We start from the raw sequence: 22,353 nt of genomic DNA on the forward strand, positions 1-22,353 counted from the left end.
TACATTATCTTAGAGCTACAAGAACACAAGCCTGAACTGCATTAAGTCCCTTTTCTTCTATCAAATCCATTATTTTATTGTTGAAAGTTCCAGGCTGAAGCCATACGTATTTTACACCAACCCTTGCCGCCTCTTCAATCACGCTCTCACCTATTTTAGGAGAAACAACCATATCGATTACTTCCGGAACCTCCGGCAAAGACGACAAGTCCTTATAACACTTATCTCCCTCAATGTATTCGTAATTCGGATTAACGGGATAAACCGTATATCCCCGGGACTTCAGTTTCTTATAAATCATATTCCCATATTTCTCAGGATTGCTGTTAGCTCCCACTACAGCCCATACTTTTTTACTGAGCATTTCTTCTTCCAACATTCTGTCATCACTCCTTTCTATAAAATAAGTTTGCCATCTAAGTCCAATGTTATGTATGTCTCATCGCCAATTTCAACAATTGCCCTTGCATTTGTAACTTCTGTCACCAGTTTACTGAAGTTTTCAATTTCATCCACATACACAAAAACTATCAATTCTACATCCTGTTCATATATTATGTCTTTTATTGTATAACCTTTTGAAAGGAGAAAACTTTGCAACTTTCCAAATATTGTATACTCAACAATTATTCTCACTTCTTTGCAGAGCCTCTTTATAACAATACCGGCTTTTTCAATTCCCAAAGCTGCACTTTTTCCGTAAGCACGAATAAGACCTGCTGCCCCCAGTAAAGTTCCTCCAAAATAACGTGTAACAACCACCACAATATTTTGAACATTCATTCTCTTTATAACTTCCAGCGTCGGAAGACCAGCAGTCCCGGAGGGCTCACCGTCATCACTGTATCTTTGTACAATATTATTACCACCAATAAAATAAGCATAAACATTATGTGTGGCATCCCAATACTTTGTTTTCAGCTCATTTATAAAGGAAACTGCCTCTTCCTCACTCGCCACCGGCTTCACGTGAGCTATAAATCGCGATTTCTTTTCTTCAATTTCACAAACTGCTTCATTTAAAACCGTTTTATACTCCTTTTCCAAATTAACCACCTTTATCATATTTGTCTTTTTATTATAACCCAGTCCTTTGCTCACACACAACATTTTAGCAAATTATACCAATAATGTTTATAATAATTTTACAAAAAATTCATAGAACCCATAATAAAATAGTGTATAATATTATTAGGACATATTCTAAGGGGGATTATTATGCTTCGTTTTATTAAAGAAATTGCCAGTTGGACCGCGTATATACTATCTGCTGTTGCAATCGGCTTGGCTATAAATACTTTCGTTTTTCAACCGACCCAAATCGTTGGATGTTCCATGGAATCCACCTTCTATGAAAATGATAAAATAATGGTAAATAAGCTCATTCATACTTTTCGTTCCGAGCCCGATTACGGCGATATTGTGATTATCGACAGCCGTGTAAATCGAGACAGGACCATTAAGGACGATTTGATGGATAGTCTTAAATATAATGCCATAACCAGCATGTTTACCAAAGAAAAGCAGGATGTTTTGTGGATAAAGAGAGTTATTGGAAAAGCAGGAGACACATTGGAGTATATTGACGGCACCTTGTACAGAAACGGAGAAGCATTGCAGGAAGATTATATCAAAGAGCCTATGCGTTTTTTCCCCGAAGGAAAAGTTGTTGTGCCCGAAGGTTGTATATATGTTATGGGAGATAACAGAAATGCAAGCTTAGACAGCCGAATGATTGGGGCAATTCCTCTTGATCATGTAATCGGTAAGTTTGCTTTCAAATTTAATTGAAGTTTTTGATATATATTTAAAGGACTTGTTGAAAATATAATTTCGCAAAAACCTGTTTTACTTAATTATATTTTAACTATAAATGCTTTACAAACAATCAAAAGTCTTTTATCGTATAAGGCCACAAGTATTTATTAAACATACTCATGGCCTTTTTTATTCAATATTAAATAAATTACAGACTTCTTTCCAATCATTGACCAATTTTTGCAATTTTTCGGCTATGAGAATGTTAAATTCAAATTCATCGAATCCTAGTTAAATTGTTCCATTTGCTTATATTTCGTAAAAGATAAATTAACTAATGACTTATCCTGATTGTATTTCATCAAATTCATGGCTTCTTCAACATTTACAAAGGCACTGTTATTTTTTATATTTTCTTCGTTAACTTTATCATTGCGGGATTTCATAATATACCAGGTAACTTTGTTTAAGAATGGTGTTTGACGTGTCATTGGAAAGTATGTACATTCGTAACTTGTTTGACCGGCGTTAGATATTATTTCCGCCTGAATTCCGGACTCTTGACTGATTTTATTAAGGGCAACTTCATTTGGTAATTCTCCGTCGCGTAGTTGCTCTCGTGGAAGTACCCAGCCATCTTCACACTTTCGAAGGAGTACCTTGTTTCCAGAGAATACAACTCCGCCTGCAAAGCTCCTTACCAACATAGCAAAAACCCCTTTCTTTATAAAATTGGATTGAGAGGAATAAAATAAGGAAAATAAATTATATTCCTTATAATATATTATAATACTATATTGGTAATTTTTATTCAACGATATTTAAATATATTTACAAACTATCGAAAAATTACTATCCGATAATCGATTACTTTATACTGCAAGGACATTCAAACGCTTTTATATAATTTGATTTCGATTTTAACATTGAAACTCTAATATAAACACCTTTTTCATCATAAATTTTTTCAAGTATTTTTCCGTTTTCATGAACATAGGATATTGCCCAACCCTCATGGTAAGGAATAAGCAATTCCATTTCCTCTTCCTCAAATCCTAAAGCATCAGCAACTGCTTTAAGCAATACATCAATTCCCTCTAAAGTAACAGCGGAAATTTCCACCACGCTTCCCAATGGATTTAAAACAGGAGGTCTCTGTCTTTGAGTAAGAAGATCCACTTTATTTAAAGCCATTACAACAGGTTTGTTTAATGCACCCAATGAATTTAAAATATTATTCACAACTTCAATCTGCTCTATTGATTCTTCATTTGTAATATCCACCACATGAATGAGTATATCGCCATATACAGCCTCTTCCAAAGTGGACTTAAAAGCCTCCACCAACTCATGAGGCAATTTTCTGATAAAGCCAACTGTATCAACCAAAATAGCATCCCTGCCGTTTGGAAGCTTAAGTCCTCTGGCTGTTGGATCCAAAGTTGCAAAAAGTTTGTCCTCCGCAAAGACATCGGATTTGCACAATGCATTCATAAGAGTGGATTTTCCGGCATTGGTATAGCCAACTAAAGCTATAACAGGCAAAGAATCCTTGTCCCTCGTTTTCCGCATAAAATTTCTACGCTTTTCAACCTTGGAAAGTTCATCTTCAAGGTAGCTAATCCTTCTTCTAATGTGCCTTCGGTCTACTTCCAGCTTTTTCTCACCCGGGCCTCTTGTCCCAATACCTCCTCCAAGCCTGGAAAGCTGATTTCCTAGGCCGATAAGTCTTGACACCCTGTACTTTAACTGGGCTAATTCCACTTGAAGCTTTCCCTCTCTTGATCTGGCCCGTTGAGCAAATATATCCAAAATAAGAGTTGTCCTGTCAATTACTTTTATACCTACAACTTCTTCAATATTTCTCAGTTGAGCCCCGGAAAGTTCATCATCAAAAACAATCATGTCAGCATCTAAAGCCTGCCTTATTAAACTTAGTTCCTCCAACTTCCCTTTTCCGATATAATAAGCCGAATCTCTTTCCGATCTTTTTTGCAGCACTTTCTTAACTACTTGCCCACCGGCTGTCCGAACCAATTCTTCCAGTTCATCCAAAGATCTTTCCCCTTCGCTTTTTCCGTTTATGATTTTGCCGGTTGAAGTTTCAAGTCCAACAATAATTGTCCTTTCAACGTCTGTTTTATTTTCATGAAGTATAGTCCCGGCAGCCCTATCCGTTTCCTCAATAACGTTCCAAAGGCCATTAATTTTTTTATCATGGATCTTATAGGGGCCGTAAACATGGTACTTGTCAAATTCGTTTCTTTCAGATCTTACAGGTATTGCAACAAAAATTTCTGTTATATTCCCATTGCTTACACCTACTGCTGCCATGGCATCAAGTCTCAAATTGAGCATGGAGTTTATATCCACAAGAGATACCATGCCGACACCATTCGGATGAGTATGAATACATCTTATCCCTGAAAGTCTTGACTTATCTCTCCTGCCTTTTACTTCAGGTAGTGCTACAGTACTGCTGTCTCCTACACTAATATCAACAATATTCCCTTTTCTATCTAAAAAAACCGAAATTTCACGGTTTATTCTGCTGCTTATATTGGATATTGCCTCTGTCAGCTCCGGCGGAATAAAATCATTTCCATCCGTCTGTATATTCAAGAGAGCTTCCAATTCACCAATAACAGACTTTTTCAGAGAATCCAGATTGCCATTGATGTATATATTACCCACCCCTTTTTTTATTCTTTTCTATCAATATTTCATTCTAACAGAATTATTTTTATCATTCCAGTCTCTTTTTATATTGCCGGAACCATAATCAGTCCACAAATCCTAAAACTTGTTTCGATACCATAATAAAAAAACTCGGAGCTGCATGCCCACGAGTTAAATACTAAAATTTTTAACTATTGTATAGTTTCAACATACCAACGGTCGTCCTCTGAATACAAATACATCTGTTTGCCCTCAACCCGGCATGTATATCTCAGACCTTTTCCATCAGCTTTCAATGTCGCATTTCTCCTCACATCAATAACTCTATCGATACTGGATACTTGTCCGTTTCCCCATTGGATCTCTATAGGAACTTTTCCGCCTTTATCGGTATATTGTACAAGCACATCTACAATAACTTTACCCATAAAAGAAAACCTCCCTCTGAAATTAAAATCAATACTATGTTTTCTTCTACCGGATTCAAACCCAAAGTTTATTTGTTCTCTCTCCTTTTTCCGTTTTAGTAACTCCAGATTATGTTATATATAGCATCAAAAATTTCAAGAATCGGAACTAACAGCAATATAATTATGTAATCAAAAAACCGAGGTCTGACGAGTTATAAAATTGCTATATGCTTTTTCAGATTCTAACACACCGCAGAGAATCCAATAATCTATGAAAATATTCCCAAAACCTTATCGGCAAATTTTTGAATAACTTAAGTCATTACTTAGTAATATTTCCATATGAGTATGAATAAATGTAATTTTAATACCGAACATATGTTCGACATATACATTATATGACATATTTAAGTCATTGTAAAGTATAATTTTTTAATGGGAAATAGAACTGCAAAGCTGGTTATATCCATATTAAAGGCTCTATACGTATAAGTATAAAATCTTTCAACATTAATATAATTTGTATAAAAAGAATTTTCTCATCTGAAGCCAAAACACTTTGAATAAATTTTCTTTTTACAAAAAAACATACTTTCTATGATAGGATTATAATCATAGAAAGCATGTTACAGGACTTTTATACATTATATTGCTTTTCATAAGTTGGAAAAATCAGTCTATTATAAGCTTTTGACAGTTTCCCTTACTACTAATGGCAACTACTCAACTTTTGATTTTACATAATTAATAAACTCTTTTGCAGAAAGATTTTTTATAAAAAGCTTTAAATATGGTAAAACACAAATCAAAAGAGTTTATGGGAAATAGTTTAGATATATATAAAGTCAAATAAAAATTTTCTAAAAAGGATTAAACGTAAAGACGGTAAAAATCAAGACAAAAAAAAGGTTATAGATAAAACTTATTTAATACAAAGAATTATCCAAACCCTATTACATGTAACTTGCAATAATAGAATTTTTACAAAAAGGGAAATTGACTTTTACAAAGTCCCTTCCTCTATTTTATCTGACCCCGGTAGAACCGAATCCTCCGCCCCGGTCATTACCTATACCTTTAACCGAATCAACTATGGTAAATTTCATTTTAGGTACAACCTGCAATACAATTTGAGCTATCCTGTCACCTTTTCGAATGCGGTATGTACCTTTGCAATTTCCCTTTGAATCAATAGTAAAAACTTGGTCACCAAAAGCACTCTCTGAAGTATTGGTCATTATAATTCCAAGTTCATCTCTATAACCGCTGTCAATTGTTCCAGGTGAATTTGAAAGCCTGAGCGGTGTATTATATGATATTCCGCTTCTGGGCCTTACCTGAATTTCATAACCATCGGGTATGGCCAGCTTTATTCCTGTAGGAACAATAACCGTTTCACCCGGTGCAATTAATACCTCCTCTGCGGCACATACGTCCATGCCTGCATCTCCTTCTTTTGCATAGGCCGGTACAACTGCGCCTTCTCTGCATATCTCTAAAAAAACTTCAACCTTTCCTTCCATCACAGCACCTCCATAAATACAGAACATATAAATAATACCATTTTCAACAATCACCCATTACAAATTCATTTTTATACTCCTCTAAAATAGTGCCCCCTTGTAAATCCTCGTTTTTTTACCCTATCAATTAATTCTTCATGAGAACTCAGAGCCTTCTTTCCGGATTCAATCAAATCCCTGTGCAAACGGACAATTCCGTTCATCTCTTCAGCTGTTTCATCGGTAAAGTTCAACCGGATTATATCTACACCTGCATCCTTTATCTTGTCAATATTCTCCTCTATAAGCAAAACCTTTGAGTTGAAAACGGTACTTCTGCAGTCTATTCTATCACATATAACAGGGAATTTCTCTCCCATTCTGTCTTTCAAACAGTATTCACTTTTCTCACAAACACCACTGCACTTTGTCTTTGAATCAAAACCTCCGATAACACTTCCTACAGGACAATACTCGCTTGTCATAAGAGGAATCCTTCCATATACTATTACCTCTTTTGATAGCCCTGCAATATCGGCAAGATTTCTAATCTGATTTAGTGTCAGTTCAACAGACAAAGTTATGCCCTTTAACCCTAACTGGGCAAATTGTTCTAAAGAAGAGCTGTTAAAGCAATTTAAAGAGTAATCCCCCATGATATTAATGTGGGAAGGATATTTATCCCTATTTACATGCCCAATATTTCCGACAAGCAGCCCATCTGCACCTAAATTTATAAATTCCGGGAGCTTTGACCTTATTAGCTTATCATAATTTCCCCTCGTTATAGAAGGTATATAAATATACACTTCCTTATTTTTTAAGTCAGAAATCACTTGATTTGCTTTTTTGTTTAGCGATGCACTCAAAGGAATATACAGCCTGTCTATATCCAAACTTCCATAATCTATATTTTCATCAAATCTGTATATACATGCAGAAAGCAAAATTTTTTTATCTTTATTTCGATAATTTCCCGGGAAATACATCACACGCTTTTCTTTTTCAGCAAAATCATCCGACAATTTTCTTGAGTATTTTGCAGCCCTTTTCAATTCCAAATGTTCCAGGGCATTGCGCCGTAAATTATTGATTTCACTTATAGGTAATGATAGATTTTCTTCAACCAAAACATCAATATCTATAAATTCAAAGGGAGTTTGTCCCGTTTTCGTCACCTGCTCCATTACCCTTTCCTTTGTAAGGGGCCTGTTCAAAGCATCTTCTGCATCTACTGAACCGATAACCGACACAATATTTCCCAAATCATCTCTAACAGTTAAGCCAGCAGGTTTATTTTTTCTAATTTCAATTTTCCCGTAAATAGGTACTCTCCTGTAAAACTTCCCGGATATACTTTCCAGAGCGGTATTATTAAGCCTTTTGTCGGAAGTTTTATATACTTTGTTGTCCTTTGATATATTTCCCTTTATATTTTTTATAGTTACAATATCTCCGGCTTTAGCGCTTTCCACCCTTTTCCCGTTTACTTCAAGACCGGTTACCACTGTACCGGGGCTTTGTTCTTCTCCATTCCAGATTTCTATTCCGTCACCTATTGCAAGGTCAGTATTTATAGTTAACTTAACGGCAAAGGAAGACCGGTCGTAGGAAATCACCTTCCCCAAGTAAATACCCCAGTTTTTCGGTTTTTCATAGCTCATCATAGTACTTCCCGTCTTACCCTCAAGGTATCCTCTTGAAAATCCTCTTCGATTGAATACCTGGGAAAGCTCCTTAATATCGCTGTCGTCGACAACATATTTCCCATTTGTACCACTTTCGTTTTTTATAACATGTTCATCGAGATACTTCCTGTAAGTTCTTGTAACAACCGCAACATACTCAGGACCCTTCATCCTTCCTTCAATCTTTAAGGATTTAACACCTGCCTCCTTGATTTTGTCCAGTATTTCAATACTGCATAAATCTTTAGGACTCATAAGATATAATCCTTTGTTTCTGCTTACCGCTTTATCCGATTCTTTTTCCACAAGTTCATAGGGAAGCCGGCAAGGTTGTGCACATTTTCCTCTGTTACCGCTTCTTCCGCCAATTATACTGCTCATAAGGCATTGACCCGAATAAGATACACATAAGGCACCATGAATGAAAATCTCTATCTCAGTAAATGTTTTGTCGGTTATATCTTTAATTTCTTCCAAGGAAAGCTCTCTGGCCAGCACAATCCTCTCAAACCCCATTCTGCTTAAGACTTCCACTCCGTCCAAATTGTATATTGTCATCTGTGTACTTGCATGAACAGGAACATCAGGGAAAAGCTGTTTTATAATCCTTGCAAAACCCAAGTCTTGAACAATTACACCATCTATTCCTGCAAGATATGCTTCTTTAAAAAAACGCACACCCTCCAAAAGTTCATTGTCGGACATAAGGGTATTCATTGTAAGATACAATTTTACGCCTCTGACATGGGCATAACGAATAGCTTCTGTAATCCTTTCAATGTCGAAGTTTGAAGCAAACTGCCTTGCATTAAACAATTTTCCTCCAAGATAAACTGCATCTGCCCCGTTTTCCACTGCTGCCAAAAATGATTCCCAATCTCCTGCCGGTGCCAATAATTCTATTTTGTCCATACTCACTAAATCTCCTGTTAAAACTTATATAACTATAATCACTGTAACATACCAATAAAAGAGTATACACCAAACTCTTTAGTTTTCAAGGCCTTTACCCTGTTTGTCCAAATTCCCATAATTGTCAAAAAGATTTAATATCGCCGGTGTAATATCAATTAACGATTTTATATTTATTGAATCAATTTTTTCCCTATTACCTAATATCACCGTGGGAACTTTATTAAATGTATGGGTTTTGACCGATAAATCCTCAATATTACCATGGTCACTTGTAATAATTATAAAGTCTTCCTCAAGATCCACAAGCTTTATCAGTTCTCCCAAAAAGCTATCAATAAGTTCTATATTTCCAACTGCTTCTTCCATATCCATTTTATGTCCTATAACATCTGTCAAAAAATGCTCAAACATGGTAAGATCATATTCCCTGCTCAGATTATAAAGCCTTCTTGCTGCATCAGACGGCGATATGGTGCTCTCTACATAGCCCTCCTCTGCAAGAATCTTACCGGTTATATCATGATATAATCCTTTTCCCAACTTATAATCTTCCAAAGTCCTGCAGCTCAAGCCGCTCTCTAACGTCATAACAGTAGTTACCGAAGGTTTATACTCTTTTTCTTTCGGGTCGAGAATTCTGCTGAGGTACTCAGGTCTGTATACATTTGCATTTGTGACCGTAAATCCCCTTTCCAGCAATTCCTTAAACAAGTTACTGTTTTTTATTATATTTCTTAAAGCTTCAGTAGGTTGCCCGTGTAAATGCCTCCCTAATACTTTGGATGCATTAACTCCTGTAAAAATTGAAGTCTGTCCGGTTGCACTTTGTGGAAGACCTGCCACTTCAAGACACGCATCGGTTGCTATAAGCCTTCCCCTTTTTATGATATAGTCCCACGTAGGAGTATTGGCCTTATAGATGGGATTTTTTCGTTCGTCTACCTCGCCTAAGCCAAATCCGTCTATAAATATAAATATCAGTTTCATAATTAATCACCAAGAGCGCAATATTTATTATCTCATTATTATATTATTTATCATCATGGACTTTTTCTTTAAAAAATCTTACCTTGAAAAGTTTTTATATAGTATTCTAGAAATCCGTACTGTTTATAAATCAAAGTCCATTACGAAACTCTAAAGCTTTTTAGGAAGTGAACACTGTCTTAAATAATCATAATTCTGAAAGGTTAATGGTGAAGTTTTCTATAATATCTTCCAGTAAAACAGTTACATATTAAGTTTTCCCATAAAAAAAGCGCATAAAGGCGCTATTCATTTCTTCTTTACTATTTATCAAAATATTTCCCTACATTCAAATAGATTCAATTCACAATTATTTGATGCATTACTTGATTATAGCCTGGTTCTTGTAAGCTTCTCCAAAGAATTCCTAACCTCATTGAGTTCTGCTTCTCTTTTAGCTAATTCAAGCTGTAGATTGGTATTTTTGTTACTTACAATGGCATTTTCGTTCAGCAGCCTGCGATTTTCTTCCTTTAATCTCTCAATCTCTTCCTTTGCTTCTTTAAGTTCTTTACTCAAGTTTACTACATTTTCACATGCCTTAAAGTAATCATCTGCAACATTAATTGCTGAAAGAACAGAAGCCATAGAAGTACTGAGTTTGTTGTTAAGGCGCATTATTTCATTTATTTTTTTGTCCATATACAGCGCAATTTTCTGTATATATTCCTCAGACTCATCTCCTACCAAAATGTAGTCTTTACCTGCTATTCTAACCTCCACCTTGTTTTTCTCCGCCACAAGTACCAGCTCCTTCAAAAATTAACTCCTAATCCATTAGGCATAGACACATTTTCTTATATTATACTATATTTCGTCATAAAATCATATAATTTTAGCATAATAATTTACTTTTATGAAAGGTCATTCTTATCAAAAGGATGTATATATTGCCTCCTCATTAATTTTATAAGCCTATATTAATTTATAATTTTTACTACCTAAAGTATTCCCTGTTTTATTGCATTGGTAAACCTAATTTTTAATTATTAAATCAACTTTCGCACGTGAATAATGTGCACTGAACATTGAAAAATCAATAGATTTGGGCAATAAAAAAGTACAAGAACCCCCTTCTATGTGATATAATAGAAGTACCCAAACCCTATTAAATCGACAATTTGGAGGTTCTTGAACATGTCTATTGTATCACAGAAGGTTAAGGAAGAAAATAGATTTTCTTTGACAGTTGATAACTTTTTCAAAATGTTTTCTGTAGGCTATCTGTTAAAAAAGTCAAACGCATATAAAGATAAAGGTATTCCTTGTCTTACGGTATTCAAAGTACTGTTTGAACTTGTTTTTACAGGCAAAAATCTGTTTATGAACTATAAAGCAGAAAGCTTTGATATACCATTTGCAAGGGATGTGGTCTACAGATTCTTAAATTCCATACATATCAACTGGCAAAGATTTTTATATTTGCTTTCTGCAAAGGTCATAAATCATCATATCGATAGATTAACGTCAGATGAACGGGTTGATGCCTTTGTAATTGACGATTCCTTCTACAGTAGGACAAGAAGCAAGTCAGTTGAGCTTTTAAGTTGGGTCAAAGATCATGCTGACGGCAATAAGAATAAAAAAGGCTTTCGTATGCTTACACTTGGTTGGACAGACGGTAATTCATTTATTCCTGTGGCCTTCAACCTTTTAAGTTCAACAAATCCAAGGGTTTGCATTAATCCAGCGAAAAATACTATAGATAAAAGAACCGTTGGTTTTAAACGCCGACAGAATGCCTTAGCCACTTCACCGGAATCTGCTCTGTCTATGCTGGAACAAGCAGTTGCTACCGGTATTAAAGCAAAATATGTTTTATTTGACAGTTGGTTCTCCTTTCCGGCTACTATTATCAAAATTTGTAAGATGAATCTTAATGTGATAGCTATGGTAAAGGATACTCCCAAGATTTACTATAACTTCAATGGTGAAAAAAATCATTGAGAGAGATATACCGAACTGTCAGGAAACGTAGAGGAAGATCAAAATACCTTGCTTCAGTTATGGTAGAATTACACGATAAAGAAGGAAACCACATTCCAGCAAAAATTGTCTTTGTCCGTGACCGAAGAAACAAGAGTAAATGGCTAGCTCTCATATCTACAGATACTAGTCTTCCCGAAACAGAGATAATCAGGATATACGGAAAACGCTGGGACATAGAGGTATTCTTCAAGATGTGTAAGTCATACCTTAAGCTGGCTAAGGAATTTCAAGGTCGTTCTTATGATATGATGGTTGCCCATACAACTATTGTTTTTTCAAGGTACATTATGTTAGCGGTTGAGAACCGCAATAATACTGATTTACGCACTATTGGTACTTTGTTCTACTATTGCTGCGATGAACTTGAGGACATTAAATTCCATGAGGCACTGCAGCTTATAATAGAGGCTTTAAAAACTACTTTACAGGAAAAACTGCTTTTGACAAAGGAAACAGTCAACGAGTTTCTCAACTACTTTGTCACTTGTTTGCCTGTTCATATCAAGGCAAAGCTATCAGTTGTTTCCTGCGAAAGTTGATTTATTAAAAATAAAAGGCAGGAGTCTAAGCTTATGCCTAAACTCCTGCTATAAAAATTACCAATCAGCTATTAAAAATCTTTGCTTATTCCGAGTAAGTACGATTTCATCTTAGCATAGTCGATTGAGTTGACATCGCCATTCTGGTCAACATCTGCTGCTTTAAGCGCATCTCCACTTAATTTGTTAATACCTAACAAATGTGCTTTTAACAATGCATAGTCAATTGAATTTATGTCACCGTCAAAGTTAATGTCACCAAGTTTAATATCTCCAGTTTCTCCACCGCCACTTCCACCTTTTGGTGGTTTATAACCGAATATTTCAGCTATACCTAAAGCAACAGCATAGTCAACTTGGTGCCAGAATCTGTGGAGAGTATATTCAAACGGTATTCCTTGCTCAGCCTGTTTTTTGAGTCCTTCATACCAAGGATCGTCCTTGTATTTTGAACGAATGTCTATGAACTTAACGCCTTGCTGGATAACGTCACCGTTAGGCATTTTTCCTGTCCAACCGGCAGGAATAAATACTTCCTGTGTGAATATACGGTTAAGTGATTCATTAGTCTCTTTTACACCTACTCCGTATTGGTCACGGCATGTATCCCATACTACTTGTAACATAGCCAATGCTTTATCAGCAGCTTTCTTTCCAAGTGTAGTATTTCCATTCCATCTCTGAGTAGCTTGATCGTAGAATAAGAAAGCGTTGGCGAGTGAGCCTGTAATACCTATATCATTACCGTAATTTACTACTTTACAATGCAAGTTGTTATTTGAAGGCTTAGTTCCTCTCCATGTATCAGGCTGTCCTGACCATTCCAATGTAGCAGGTATCTTCCATGTACCAGCTTCTATATCAGCTTCACATACAGACTCTGCCCAAGCAACCCACTTGTCGCAGATTTCTTTAGCCAAGGAATCACCTGTTTCATAGTAAACTTCACACATACGCTGCATTGACCATGCCTGCATACCGAACCAGTTGTTACTTGGTGGGTCTGCATAAACAGGAGCATAAGTATAAGCCATATCATAGAAGGTTGAAGCACCATTATATGATTTGTATTGTCCACCAACTGAGTTTGTAACACCACCAGCTATAGCACCCTCAGCAGATTGCAACCAAGCATAAAGTTCAACCTGTCTCTTGAAGCTTGAATTCCAGTCTTTTGCACCATTTGCAGACTTAGGTTTCAAATCAGGATCATTAGCCAAAGCATAAGCAGCCAATGGAGCTTGATAACCCCAGTGAACATGGCTACAACCTATCTTCCATGACCAGTCACCTGCTATAGCACCACCCCATGCGTAGTACCAAGCCAAGAGATAGTGGCATGAATCGTATCCGCTTGCAGGAGTCTTTCCTTGTGCTCCAATTTTCATGAAGTACTTGTCAAACATTGAATATCTCAAATAGTCTCCGAGTTTTGCAGCTTTTGCATTGAGTGTACTTAAGTTCTGGCCTTGCTCTTTTGCCCATTTATTTGCCCAGTACTGAACCTGTATCAAACGTCCGTCTGCGTCTGAAGCAATAGTAAATGCCCATTTAGGTTGAGTTTCTCCTGCAGTAAACAGATCGGAGAATCCTTGTCTTCCACCGTATTTAAACTCTTCTATTGATGGATGCGGAACAGTTTCGAAAACTGATTCCTGCTCACCTCTCTGATATGTATTTATAAATGTACAATTAGTGCCAGTACCATATCCATACCAGTTGTCAACGTCTACCAACCAGTGCATACCATACATTGCATAGGTATTGTATGCAGATACAAGTTCCTGGTGGATTGGGTCTTGCCCAACGGTAACATTTGATTGAATTTGTGCCGGATAATCATCTGGAAGTGGGAACTCATCAGCATAACCGGCAGGAGAAGATGGGTTATATCTGTTCATACCCTTCTGGATTGACTCTGATGGAATGAAATATTTTTCAACTACATTCCAAGCTTCTGTCAAACCAGACCATTTTCCGTTAAGTTTTCCATTTACAGCTTCCAACCATGCATAATAACTTGCAGCTTCACTGGTTGATTCATGACCGTAATCAGGCGCTTCAACACACAGTGTCTCAACTGAGTGATAAGGTATACCTTCAGAGTCAAAGTATCCATTTGCCGGATCATGAATTTTGTTATACATGTAATTAAATCTGTCTTTAAAAGTGTCAGAGTCAGCTTTTACCTTTGCTGCCGGCTGAATAGACGATGCCAATAAAGCAAAAGCCAATAAAAACATTGCAGTTTTTTTCATGTTTTTAATATCCTCCCTTCAGAAATTAAAAAACTAATAATTATTCCCACTGCTTTTGCAAAAAAAGCATTTCACAAAAGCATTTCAGGACAAGCGAACTTAAAAAGGTCTTGCACTTTCCGACATACCTATCGAGTCAATCAAAGTTGAAATTTTTATTATCGTTTTAGGACGAAATTCACCTCCTGGAATATAATGAACTTCTATAAAAAATCAAAACTATAAATAAAGTTAACCAATTAACTTAGCAAAGCACAAAACTATTCCTGTTATCGTTGATAAAGTAGGGTGTCACTTCAGATACAACAATGATTTGGTGAGATGCTTGTGAAATGAATTTCTAAAGATACACTACAAGTAAAATACAAATTTAAATACTACAATTTGTTCTAAGCGAACCTCGCTTGTTATCCAATCCCTAACAAAACAATCTATATTAATCTTTTAAATCTTACTGTGCCACCTCCAAAGGATATACCCTGTAAAAAGATACTCGGCGTTTATTCTTTTTGATTAAAAAATATTAATAACATTATCGTTATTCTCTATATCTATTCGATGGTATTATAATTTTTTAGGGGGCATTAAAGAAAATTTTTTATTAAATTTTTTCAGCTTTTTATTTTAAAAAATTCACCTTATTAGATAAATAAACCTTTTATTGCAAAACATCCTAATAATAAATAATACCCTACAATATTATAATAGCATTTACTCCTGCCTTTTTCAAGAAATACTTTAACCATAATGTTCCTAATTATTTGTACAACTTTAATAAGGTTCAATTCCCCATACAAGTTTATCGGAAATATATACGGTCATCTTATCCCAATAGGAAAAAGTCGAATTTCCCTGCAAAAATGACCAATCATCTTCCTGATTGAATTCAGTCCAATCATCTCTTGTAATTGCACCAAATACCCAAGCAGCATCTCCGGGAGGTATACTGCCCTTTTCAAAAGTCACTTCAAGGTATTTGTGGGAAGAATCGGATTGTCTAATGTTATAAACTTTTCCCTTGACATCATTCTTCTCATCTCCCAGGCTGTAAAAATAAACTGCAAAATTGATATTTTTATAGTCATCTTTAAAATAATACCTTACTTTTACATTCCTTAAATCAATATACGAATTGCCTGTATTTTCAATAACAAAGTCCCAACGTATAGCTTTGCTGTAAAGGCTCTGTTGTTCATTGTAATGCTTTAGCTTAAGTATTTTATTCCCTTCAGAGGCGCTTCGATGATCTGAATCCTTGGTCGGTTGAGCTGAAGAATCAGACACTGCTCCACTGTTTTGGCTGTTCCTCGGCAGCTCAACCAATGTAGATATCGGAGTCGGTGTAACAATATTCTTCGGTGTTTGTTCGGAATCGGCCGTTTCTTCCGGAATCAATGCATTGGCAGGATTGCTCTCAGATCCTTTAGTGCCTTGAGCCGAACTTTCAATTTCTTTTTCCTCAATAATTTTCATCAAATCGGATATCTTCATTGAATTTATTTTATCAATTGATATATTTTCCCCCAATTTGTTCAATTTTAGATACAAATCATATTTGCCCATTGAAATATCATACCTAAGGGCCGCCTCCCTCACCTCAGAAGCTATCCTTAATGTTTTTCCGTCAATATTACTGTCAAGCCCCTCTATTTCTCTTTCTATTTCATTAAGCAGTTTATCTATATCTGAAAAGCTGGAATTACCGTTCGTACCAGCCTTTTTATTTTCGTCCATTAAAGAAGCAGAAATTAATATATCAGTCTTTTCTTTTGCATCTATATAGCCACGCTTTTTTGACTCTTTAACAATTTCCACTACCACAACCTCAATAGGCTTATGTTTTACATTGATATCACCAATCAATTTAGCTGCATCGTCATTTAAAGCAATCGCTTTTATTACTTTGTAATTCTCATCAATACCGAATTCCATGCTTGGATTTATATCAACAGCTACGTAGCCATATATGTCAATGTTGACCGGCATTATTCTTAAAAATGCCAGTATTAAGACACATACTGCCGCAAGTCCTACACCTATAGAGGCAAACTTGTAATATTTTTTTCCAAGCCGGCAGATATCTTCATCATCAAAGGCAATCTGCTGACCTAAAAAAATATCTTCACGTCTTCGTATCATAACAAAATTTCCGTCTCGAGTTAAAACAACAGCCTTGTCATTTTTTATGTCATATACAATTCCGTAATTATTCACCCCTTTTCCCTCCCTTCTCGGCAATACTTAAATAACTCTTTGAAATTTCAAGGTTGCTCTTTAAAATCAGACACACTGCGATTATATACTTTCTATGCCTTCCTATAGTTCTTCCATGAACACCGGCTCTTCTCTTAAGGTCATTTCTTGGAATATTTTTGTATTTATACAATTGTCTGAACAATTCCTCATCATTGGCAAGAATTGAAGCTATTTTAAGGCATAATTCCCTTGAATCTTTGTGTTTGGGTACGTTTAAAATCAAATCCTCCAAACTTATTCCAAACTCTCTTAATGTTTCCTTATATTCAATGATTTCATCTATCTGCTCAATATCTTCAAAGCTCTTATCATGAACAGAACTTACATACTTTTCAAGGAACTCAGTTTCATCTTCAAAATATGAAAAGGGAATCTCTTTGTTTCCTTTGTCCTTTCTCATATGGTCGATCAAACGTTTTTTTATAACATGTTCACTAAACAGCAGAAAGTTATAGTTTTTTGTCAAGTCATAGCAATCTATTGCTTCATTGAAAGCAGATAATACAATACTGTATTCATCGCTATTGTTTACATCAATATACTTTCCGGTAAAATTCGATGCAATTTTCAATATGAAAGGAGTATACTTCGCTAAAAACTCTTCTCTTAAAAGGTTATCGCCTTCTTTTATAAGTCTAAGCGTAGAAATGAATTCATCATTAGAAGGCTTATCGCTTAATCTGTTCATGCCAAATTTTGAGAGATTTACCTTCAACTACATCCTGCTCCTTTCATAATAAAAATTCGCAAAAATAAATAATTTGGTATCCACTCTTAATTAAAGATTTATCCCATTTCCTTACTATAGAGTAAGTTTACAAATTTATAATCCCAAATTTCAATGAATTATTCAAAAATGTTGGTATCACACAAAACAACCGTCCTGCATTTATACTTACAGGACGGATTATTCGAAGCCATAAAGTATTGTTCCTGCAGTCAAAACAGTTGTATTTTGCCATTATTGCCTGACAACTAATACTTGCAGCCAAAGCTAAACTTCTTAATTTCCATAGCAGTATCATTTCTGAATTAATTTCAATCAGACATCTATGCTGTATAAAACGTATACTAATAATAAACAAATATAATTATTAAAACAAATAAGAGGTGCTTTAACAATGAGAAAATTATATCTTTCCAATAAAGATAAAAAAATACAAGGTGTTTGCGGAGGCATAGCCGAATATCTTGGCATTGACTCTTCTATTATCAGGATTATTTGCGTGTTGCTTGCCTTTGCTTCCTTTGGTTCTGCAATACTGGCGTATATTGCTTGTTGCTTAATTATACCAGAAAAACCGTACTCAAGTGACTGGTAATTATATTTGGCTTAAATCAGAATTTCTCCGGTAAATTTTCGACAGCATAGCATTAATCTATATTACAACGTTTATTACTTAAAATACTAAATAAAGCCTTTTTGACATTGTTTCCTAATTATTTCCGGTGGCATTGTAACAGCTTTTTTGTTTGGCATTACCGAATATATTCTTTACAATGCCACAGTTTATATTCTGTATTATATTCGCTATATATTATTTGTCACTGTTTTATGGCTCGCATCATCTTAATTCCATCATTTTTGAAATATCCTTTACACTCTCGGAAAAGGCTTCTACGTTCTGATTAAGATCTCTTGTTTCTTCATCACTCATCTGTTCCTTCAATTCCGATGCTTCTATTATAGCTTCTATTCTTTGAAGAGAACTTAATATAAAATGAAGTTTAGATTCACATTCATCCAAATTACTTTTTATACCAGCCAGTTCTTCCAATGTACGCTGTTTCTCCTCAAGGGTTTTTTGATATGTTTCTTTTGCACTATCCCCTGAAGCATTTCTAAGTTTGTTCTGCAGCATGCTTATTTCCGATTTTATCTTGCCATCTTTCCCGCGTAAAAACTCGGAACTCTTTCTATAACTTGCAACAATATCGGGTATTATAGTTTCAAAGTTCACTATTTCCTCCATAAATCTCGATATGATCATATATTTGCTGTTGTCTTTTGCCCTTCGTTTAAGATTGGTCAAAACCCGGTTTATGTCTTTAATCAGCGGTGTAAGTTTATCCCTAACCTTGCAAAGTTCATCCAAATTGCTTCCCTCTAGAACTTCTGAATTCTTTCCGGACAATAGACTTGCAATAGATGAAAGGAGAAAAAGTATTCCTCCCAACCCCAGTATTATAGCTGCAAAGTTACGAAAAACAGCCGATAATATTATAGTGCCCAAAGCAATTACTATGTTGGGTTTGCTGAGAATGGCTCTAAAAAAACATCTAAAGTTCATTGCTATATCCCTCTGCTAATTTTTTATATATTTTTTCACATCAGACTTAAAATGGTAAACTAAATACAGGAAATCTTATAATGATTTATATACCTATTATTATTTTTATAATAGTATATTAATATAAAAATTACAATTGTCTTTAATAAATAAACTTATTAAACACCAACCGGCAAGTAATTAAAAATGCCTAACAGGTATCCCTTCAAAAGGGCAAAGTCAATCGAATCCACATTACCGTCACAATTCACATCTGCAGCTTTTTTACCGTTCACATAGGGAAATTCACTGCTAAAACCAAGAAGGTAACTTTTAAGCAGGGCATAATCAATTGAATCTACACGTTTATCGCCATTGATATCTCCATAGACAAATTCATTGTTGGTTGGTTTTGGAGTTGTACCAATCGGTGTAGGAGGTAATGTCGGCGTAGGTGTGGATGTCGGCAAACCGCTGTTGTTGCTCAAAAAAGCATCCAATGCAATGGTTGGCCTTCCATTTGTATTCCAGGCACCTTTTCCATAGCCTGCCCAATTATAGCATTGAGGTTCCCAATAAAATACCCCAAGTCCTTTCCCACCGGGAACAGAGGCAACCTTTTGGAGCAAGTCTGTAATCATCTCTTTTGCAGCACTTGCAGCATTGCTAGCCATCCCCACTTCACAAATCATAACTTCTTTTCCGTATCTTGACACCATATCGTTCATGTTATAAAGGCATTGATTGTTTAAAGTCCACCAATTGTCGGGTTCAGGATATAAAGACATACCTATTACATCGAACTTTGCACCATTGTTCCTCAGTCCGTCAAACATCCACCGGAACAAACTGTTATCATATCCGTTCGATAAATGGACAATTACCTTTGTTTCAGGAAATACTGCTTTTACAGCATCATATCCGCTGTTTATCATCCACGCAAAGTTTCTCATATTAACCGATGCCTTTCCGTCTTCCCACAGCATGCCGTTATTGGTTTCATTGCCCACCTGTACCCATTCGGGTATGACACCGTTGACTTTCAACGCACTTAAAACATCATAGGTATGATTGTAAATATCAGTATACAGCTGATTGGTACTGTGATTTGCCCACGCAGCAGGTTTATACTGTTTCCCCGGATCTGCCCATGAGTCGCTGTAGTGGAAATTAATCATGATTCTAAACCCCATGTTTTTACAGCGCTTAGCCATTTCTACCACTTCGTCTTTACTGCAGTGGCCATTATATGGATCATTCGAAGGATTAACCCATACTCTAAGCCGGATGGAATTTATCCCATGTTCTTTTAATATTTGCAGGCAATCCTTCTGTACTCCATAATCGTCATAAAACTTATACCCCTTAGCTTCCATCTGAGGAAGCCAGCTTACATCGGCACCATTGGCAAAAGACGCCGCTTGGATAGGAGCAGGTGAAAACACACCTGTGTAAAAATTAAGAACAACAGACAAACAAAACACCACTGCTATACTAGGCAAAAATATTCCTCTTTTCATTTCCATCCCCTCTATAAATTTATACCTTCTCAATTTGCCGGCTTTAATCTGCAGATAACTTTTTCTTTTTATAAAAAAACCGATAACACTATAAATGCTACCGGTTTTACAGCAAAGAAAATATTACATAAAAGTTCGGATAATAAAAACTATTTTCTTTTACCCAATATTCTCAATATATATAAGAATAGGTTAACAAAGTCAAGGTACAGAATAAGTGCACCGACAATAGCTATATTTCTTTCCTTTTCAGTGCCTGTATAATACAGGCTAATTTCCTTGATTTTTTGACTGTCATATGCTGTAAGGCCAAGGAAAATTGCAACACCTGCAATGGATACTACCCATTCAACAGCAGAACTATTAAAGAAATAATTAACTACAGAAACAAGAATAAGCCCAATTAATCCCATTAACAAGAAAGAACCTAAGGAAGTTAAATCGGTTTTGGTAACAAGACCGTATATACACATAAAGCCGAAGAAAGCTGCTGTCATAAAGAACGCTAAATATATCGAACTTAATGTATAAACCAAGAACAAAACCGATAACGTAATTCCATTAAGTACCGAATACATTATAAATGCTGCCGCTGCTACGCCATAATCCATTTCCAAAGCCCTTCTGGAGATAAACCAAACAAAAACCAGCTCAAGAATCAGAAAGGCAAAGAAAGTAAATCTGCCGGAAAATATCAATCTCAGCACAGCTTCACTGGTAGCGGTATACATTGCAGTAAATCCGGTAATAAGCAATCCTATAAACATCCAACCGAATACTCTTGTCATTTGGGCTGAAAGGGCAACTTTTCTCTCTATTGCGTTGTCATCATAGTTAAAATTATTAAAATTCTCCATATAATTTCCCCTCCTTATTATAAACTTTATTACAATTATACCATACTTATTTATTCAAATACATATTTTTATCTAAACTTTTCTCCTTCTGCTAAATTTTGTTTTTCAATCATAACCTCTATTTAATCATTTTACCACCTGTTTATCCGATAAACTAAACGGCTACCGGCACAAAATCTTTTTACGCCTATAGCCGTCTTTTGTTCATCATTCCATAAACTATAATTGCAGCCATTCATTAAAAGCGACTTCAAAAATTTCCTCATAATAGTCTTCTGCTAACCCTTTGCCTTAAGAAAATCCCCAAACGCCTTATCTGCATTACCTATATGCTTAATGAGCCAGTCTACTATAACTTTATTTACCGTAAATACAAAATTTAGGCTAATGCCTTCCTGCTCAAATCTGGTTTTCAAACTTTCATAATCCTTGACGAATTTATCATGAGCTGCTTTGTGCCCGGCATATTCCGGATATCCGCTTTCCCTCTGCAGTTTTTCTTCATCAGCAAAGTGTGTAACTACATAATCTCCAAGAAAATTAATAGTATTAATAACTTCTTCCTTGCCCTTGTTTGAGTTACATGCCTCCAAAAGGTCGTTAATTTTATCAAAAAGAGCTTTATGCTGCATATCTATTTGCTTGACGCCTATTTCATAGCTGGTTCTCCATTCGATAGCCATAAA

The 22,353-nt window shown here is 35.6% G+C and carries 18 protein-coding genes and 1 pseudogene; 3 read left to right on the top strand and 16 right to left on the bottom strand.

Annotated elements, in window-relative coordinates:
- Positions 1-4: 4 nt before the first annotated feature.
- Both CLOCL_RS19530 and CLOCL_RS19535 read right to left on the bottom strand, forming a co-directional pair.
- Complete coding sequence (locus CLOCL_RS19530; protein ID WP_014256932.1) at positions 5-379, bottom strand: CoA-binding protein; 375 nt, start codon at positions 377-379, stop codon at positions 5-7.
- A gap of 17 nt (positions 380-396) precedes the next feature.
- Complete coding sequence (locus tag CLOCL_RS19535; RefSeq protein ID WP_085951486.1) at positions 397-1,047, bottom strand: YigZ family protein; 651 nt, start codon at positions 1,045-1,047, stop codon at positions 397-399.
- A gap of 171 nt (positions 1,048-1,218) precedes the next feature.
- On the opposite strand from CLOCL_RS19535, the gene lepB reads away from it, so the two are divergent.
- The gene (gene lepB, locus CLOCL_RS19540; RefSeq protein WP_014256934.1) at positions 1,219-1,791 is read left to right on the top strand and encodes a signal peptidase I; all 573 of its coding nucleotides are present in this window, start codon (positions 1,219-1,221) and stop codon (positions 1,789-1,791) included.
- 254 nt (positions 1,792-2,045) lie between these two features.
- On the opposite strand, the gene CLOCL_RS19545 is transcribed toward lepB, so the two are convergent.
- The 7 genes from CLOCL_RS19545 to CLOCL_RS19575 all read right to left on the bottom strand — a co-directional run bounded on the left by CLOCL_RS19545 (position 2,046) and on the right by CLOCL_RS19575 (position 10,719).
- A complete protein-coding gene (locus tag CLOCL_RS19545; protein WP_014256935.1) occupies positions 2,046-2,465 on the bottom strand; it encodes an NUDIX hydrolase in 420 nt (139 codons plus the stop codon).
- 160 nt (positions 2,466-2,625) lie between these two features.
- Entirely contained in the window at positions 2,626-4,452 is a 1,827-nt protein-coding gene (gene hflX / locus CLOCL_RS19550) for a GTPase HflX (RefSeq protein ID WP_014256936.1), read from the bottom strand.
- Between the two features lie 176 nt (positions 4,453-4,628).
- Positions 4,629-4,865, bottom strand: a complete 237-nt coding sequence (locus CLOCL_RS19555; RefSeq protein WP_014256937.1) for a hypothetical protein — start codon at positions 4,863-4,865, stop codon at positions 4,629-4,631.
- A gap of 1,007 nt (positions 4,866-5,872) precedes the next feature.
- Positions 5,873-6,370, bottom strand: a complete 498-nt coding sequence (dut, locus tag CLOCL_RS19560; protein ID WP_014256938.1) for a dUTP diphosphatase — start codon at positions 6,368-6,370, stop codon at positions 5,873-5,875.
- A gap of 71 nt (positions 6,371-6,441) precedes the next feature.
- On the bottom strand, positions 6,442-8,949 hold the full coding sequence (locus CLOCL_RS19565; protein ID WP_014256939.1) for a U32 family peptidase: 2,508 nt from the start codon (positions 8,947-8,949) through the stop codon (positions 6,442-6,444).
- Positions 8,950-9,027: 78 nt separating this feature from the next.
- Positions 9,028-9,939: an alkaline phosphatase family protein gene (locus CLOCL_RS19570; RefSeq protein ID WP_014256940.1), complete on the bottom strand. Its 912-nt coding sequence runs from the start codon at positions 9,937-9,939 to the stop codon at positions 9,028-9,030.
- Between the two features lie 369 nt (positions 9,940-10,308).
- Positions 10,309-10,719, bottom strand: coding sequence for a cell division protein ZapA (locus CLOCL_RS19575; RefSeq protein ID WP_027622260.1), 411 nt, complete (start codon positions 10,717-10,719; stop codon positions 10,309-10,311).
- Positions 10,720-11,115: 396 nt separating this feature from the next.
- Here CLOCL_RS19575 and CLOCL_RS23875 point away from each other — a divergent pair.
- Positions 11,116-12,506, top strand: a pseudogene (locus CLOCL_RS23875) (IS4 family transposase).
- 71 nt (positions 12,507-12,577) lie between these two features.
- On the opposite strand, the gene CLOCL_RS19585 reads toward CLOCL_RS23875, so the two are convergent.
- The 3 genes from CLOCL_RS19585 to sigI all read right to left on the bottom strand — a co-directional run bounded on the left by CLOCL_RS19585 (position 12,578) and on the right by sigI (position 17,735).
- Positions 12,578-14,764, bottom strand: coding sequence for a glycoside hydrolase family 48 protein (locus CLOCL_RS19585; RefSeq protein WP_014256942.1), 2,187 nt, complete (start codon positions 14,762-14,764; stop codon positions 12,578-12,580).
- Between the two features lie 771 nt (positions 14,765-15,535).
- Positions 15,536-16,978, bottom strand: a complete 1,443-nt coding sequence (locus tag CLOCL_RS19590; RefSeq protein ID WP_014256943.1) for an anti-sigma-I factor RsgI family protein — start codon at positions 16,976-16,978, stop codon at positions 15,536-15,538.
- A complete protein-coding gene (gene sigI / locus CLOCL_RS19595) occupies positions 16,971-17,735 on the bottom strand; it encodes an RNA polymerase sigma-I factor (RefSeq protein WP_014256944.1) in 765 nt (254 codons plus the stop codon). The genes CLOCL_RS19590 and sigI overlap by 8 nt, the downstream gene beginning before the upstream one ends.
- 406 nt (positions 17,736-18,141) lie before the next feature.
- On the opposite strand from sigI, the gene CLOCL_RS19600 reads away from it, so the two are divergent.
- Positions 18,142-18,342 (top strand): PspC domain-containing protein, encoded by a 201-nt coding sequence (locus CLOCL_RS19600; protein ID WP_014256945.1) that lies wholly within the window; start codon positions 18,142-18,144, stop codon positions 18,340-18,342.
- Between the two features lie 243 nt (positions 18,343-18,585).
- Here the strand turns inward: CLOCL_RS19600 and CLOCL_RS19605 are convergent, their stop codons facing one another.
- The 4 genes from CLOCL_RS19605 to CLOCL_RS19620 all read right to left on the bottom strand — a co-directional run bounded on the left by CLOCL_RS19605 (position 18,586) and on the right by CLOCL_RS19620 (position 22,350).
- Positions 18,586-19,311, bottom strand: coding sequence for a hypothetical protein (locus CLOCL_RS19605; protein ID WP_014256946.1), 726 nt, complete (start codon positions 19,309-19,311; stop codon positions 18,586-18,588).
- Positions 19,312-19,469: 158 nt separating this feature from the next.
- Positions 19,470-20,810 carry a glycosyl hydrolase 53 family protein gene (locus tag CLOCL_RS19610; RefSeq protein WP_014256947.1) on the bottom strand — a complete coding sequence of 447 codons (1,341 nt, stop codon included), beginning with the start codon at positions 20,808-20,810 and terminating at the stop codon, positions 19,470-19,472.
- 149 nt (positions 20,811-20,959) lie between these two features.
- Positions 20,960-21,667 carry a Bax inhibitor-1/YccA family protein gene (locus CLOCL_RS19615; RefSeq protein ID WP_014256948.1) on the bottom strand — a complete coding sequence of 236 codons (708 nt, stop codon included), beginning with the start codon at positions 21,665-21,667 and terminating at the stop codon, positions 20,960-20,962.
- Positions 21,668-21,945: 278 nt separating this feature from the next.
- Positions 21,946-22,350: a bacteriohemerythrin gene (locus CLOCL_RS19620; RefSeq protein ID WP_014256949.1), complete on the bottom strand. Its 405-nt coding sequence runs from the start codon at positions 22,348-22,350 to the stop codon at positions 21,946-21,948.
- Positions 22,351-22,353: the final 3 nt, after the last annotated feature.

It is taken from the genome of Acetivibrio clariflavus DSM 19732 (genome assembly GCF_000237085.1).
Taxonomy (GTDB): Bacteria; Bacillota; Clostridia; order Acetivibrionales; family Acetivibrionaceae; genus Acetivibrio; species Acetivibrio clariflavus.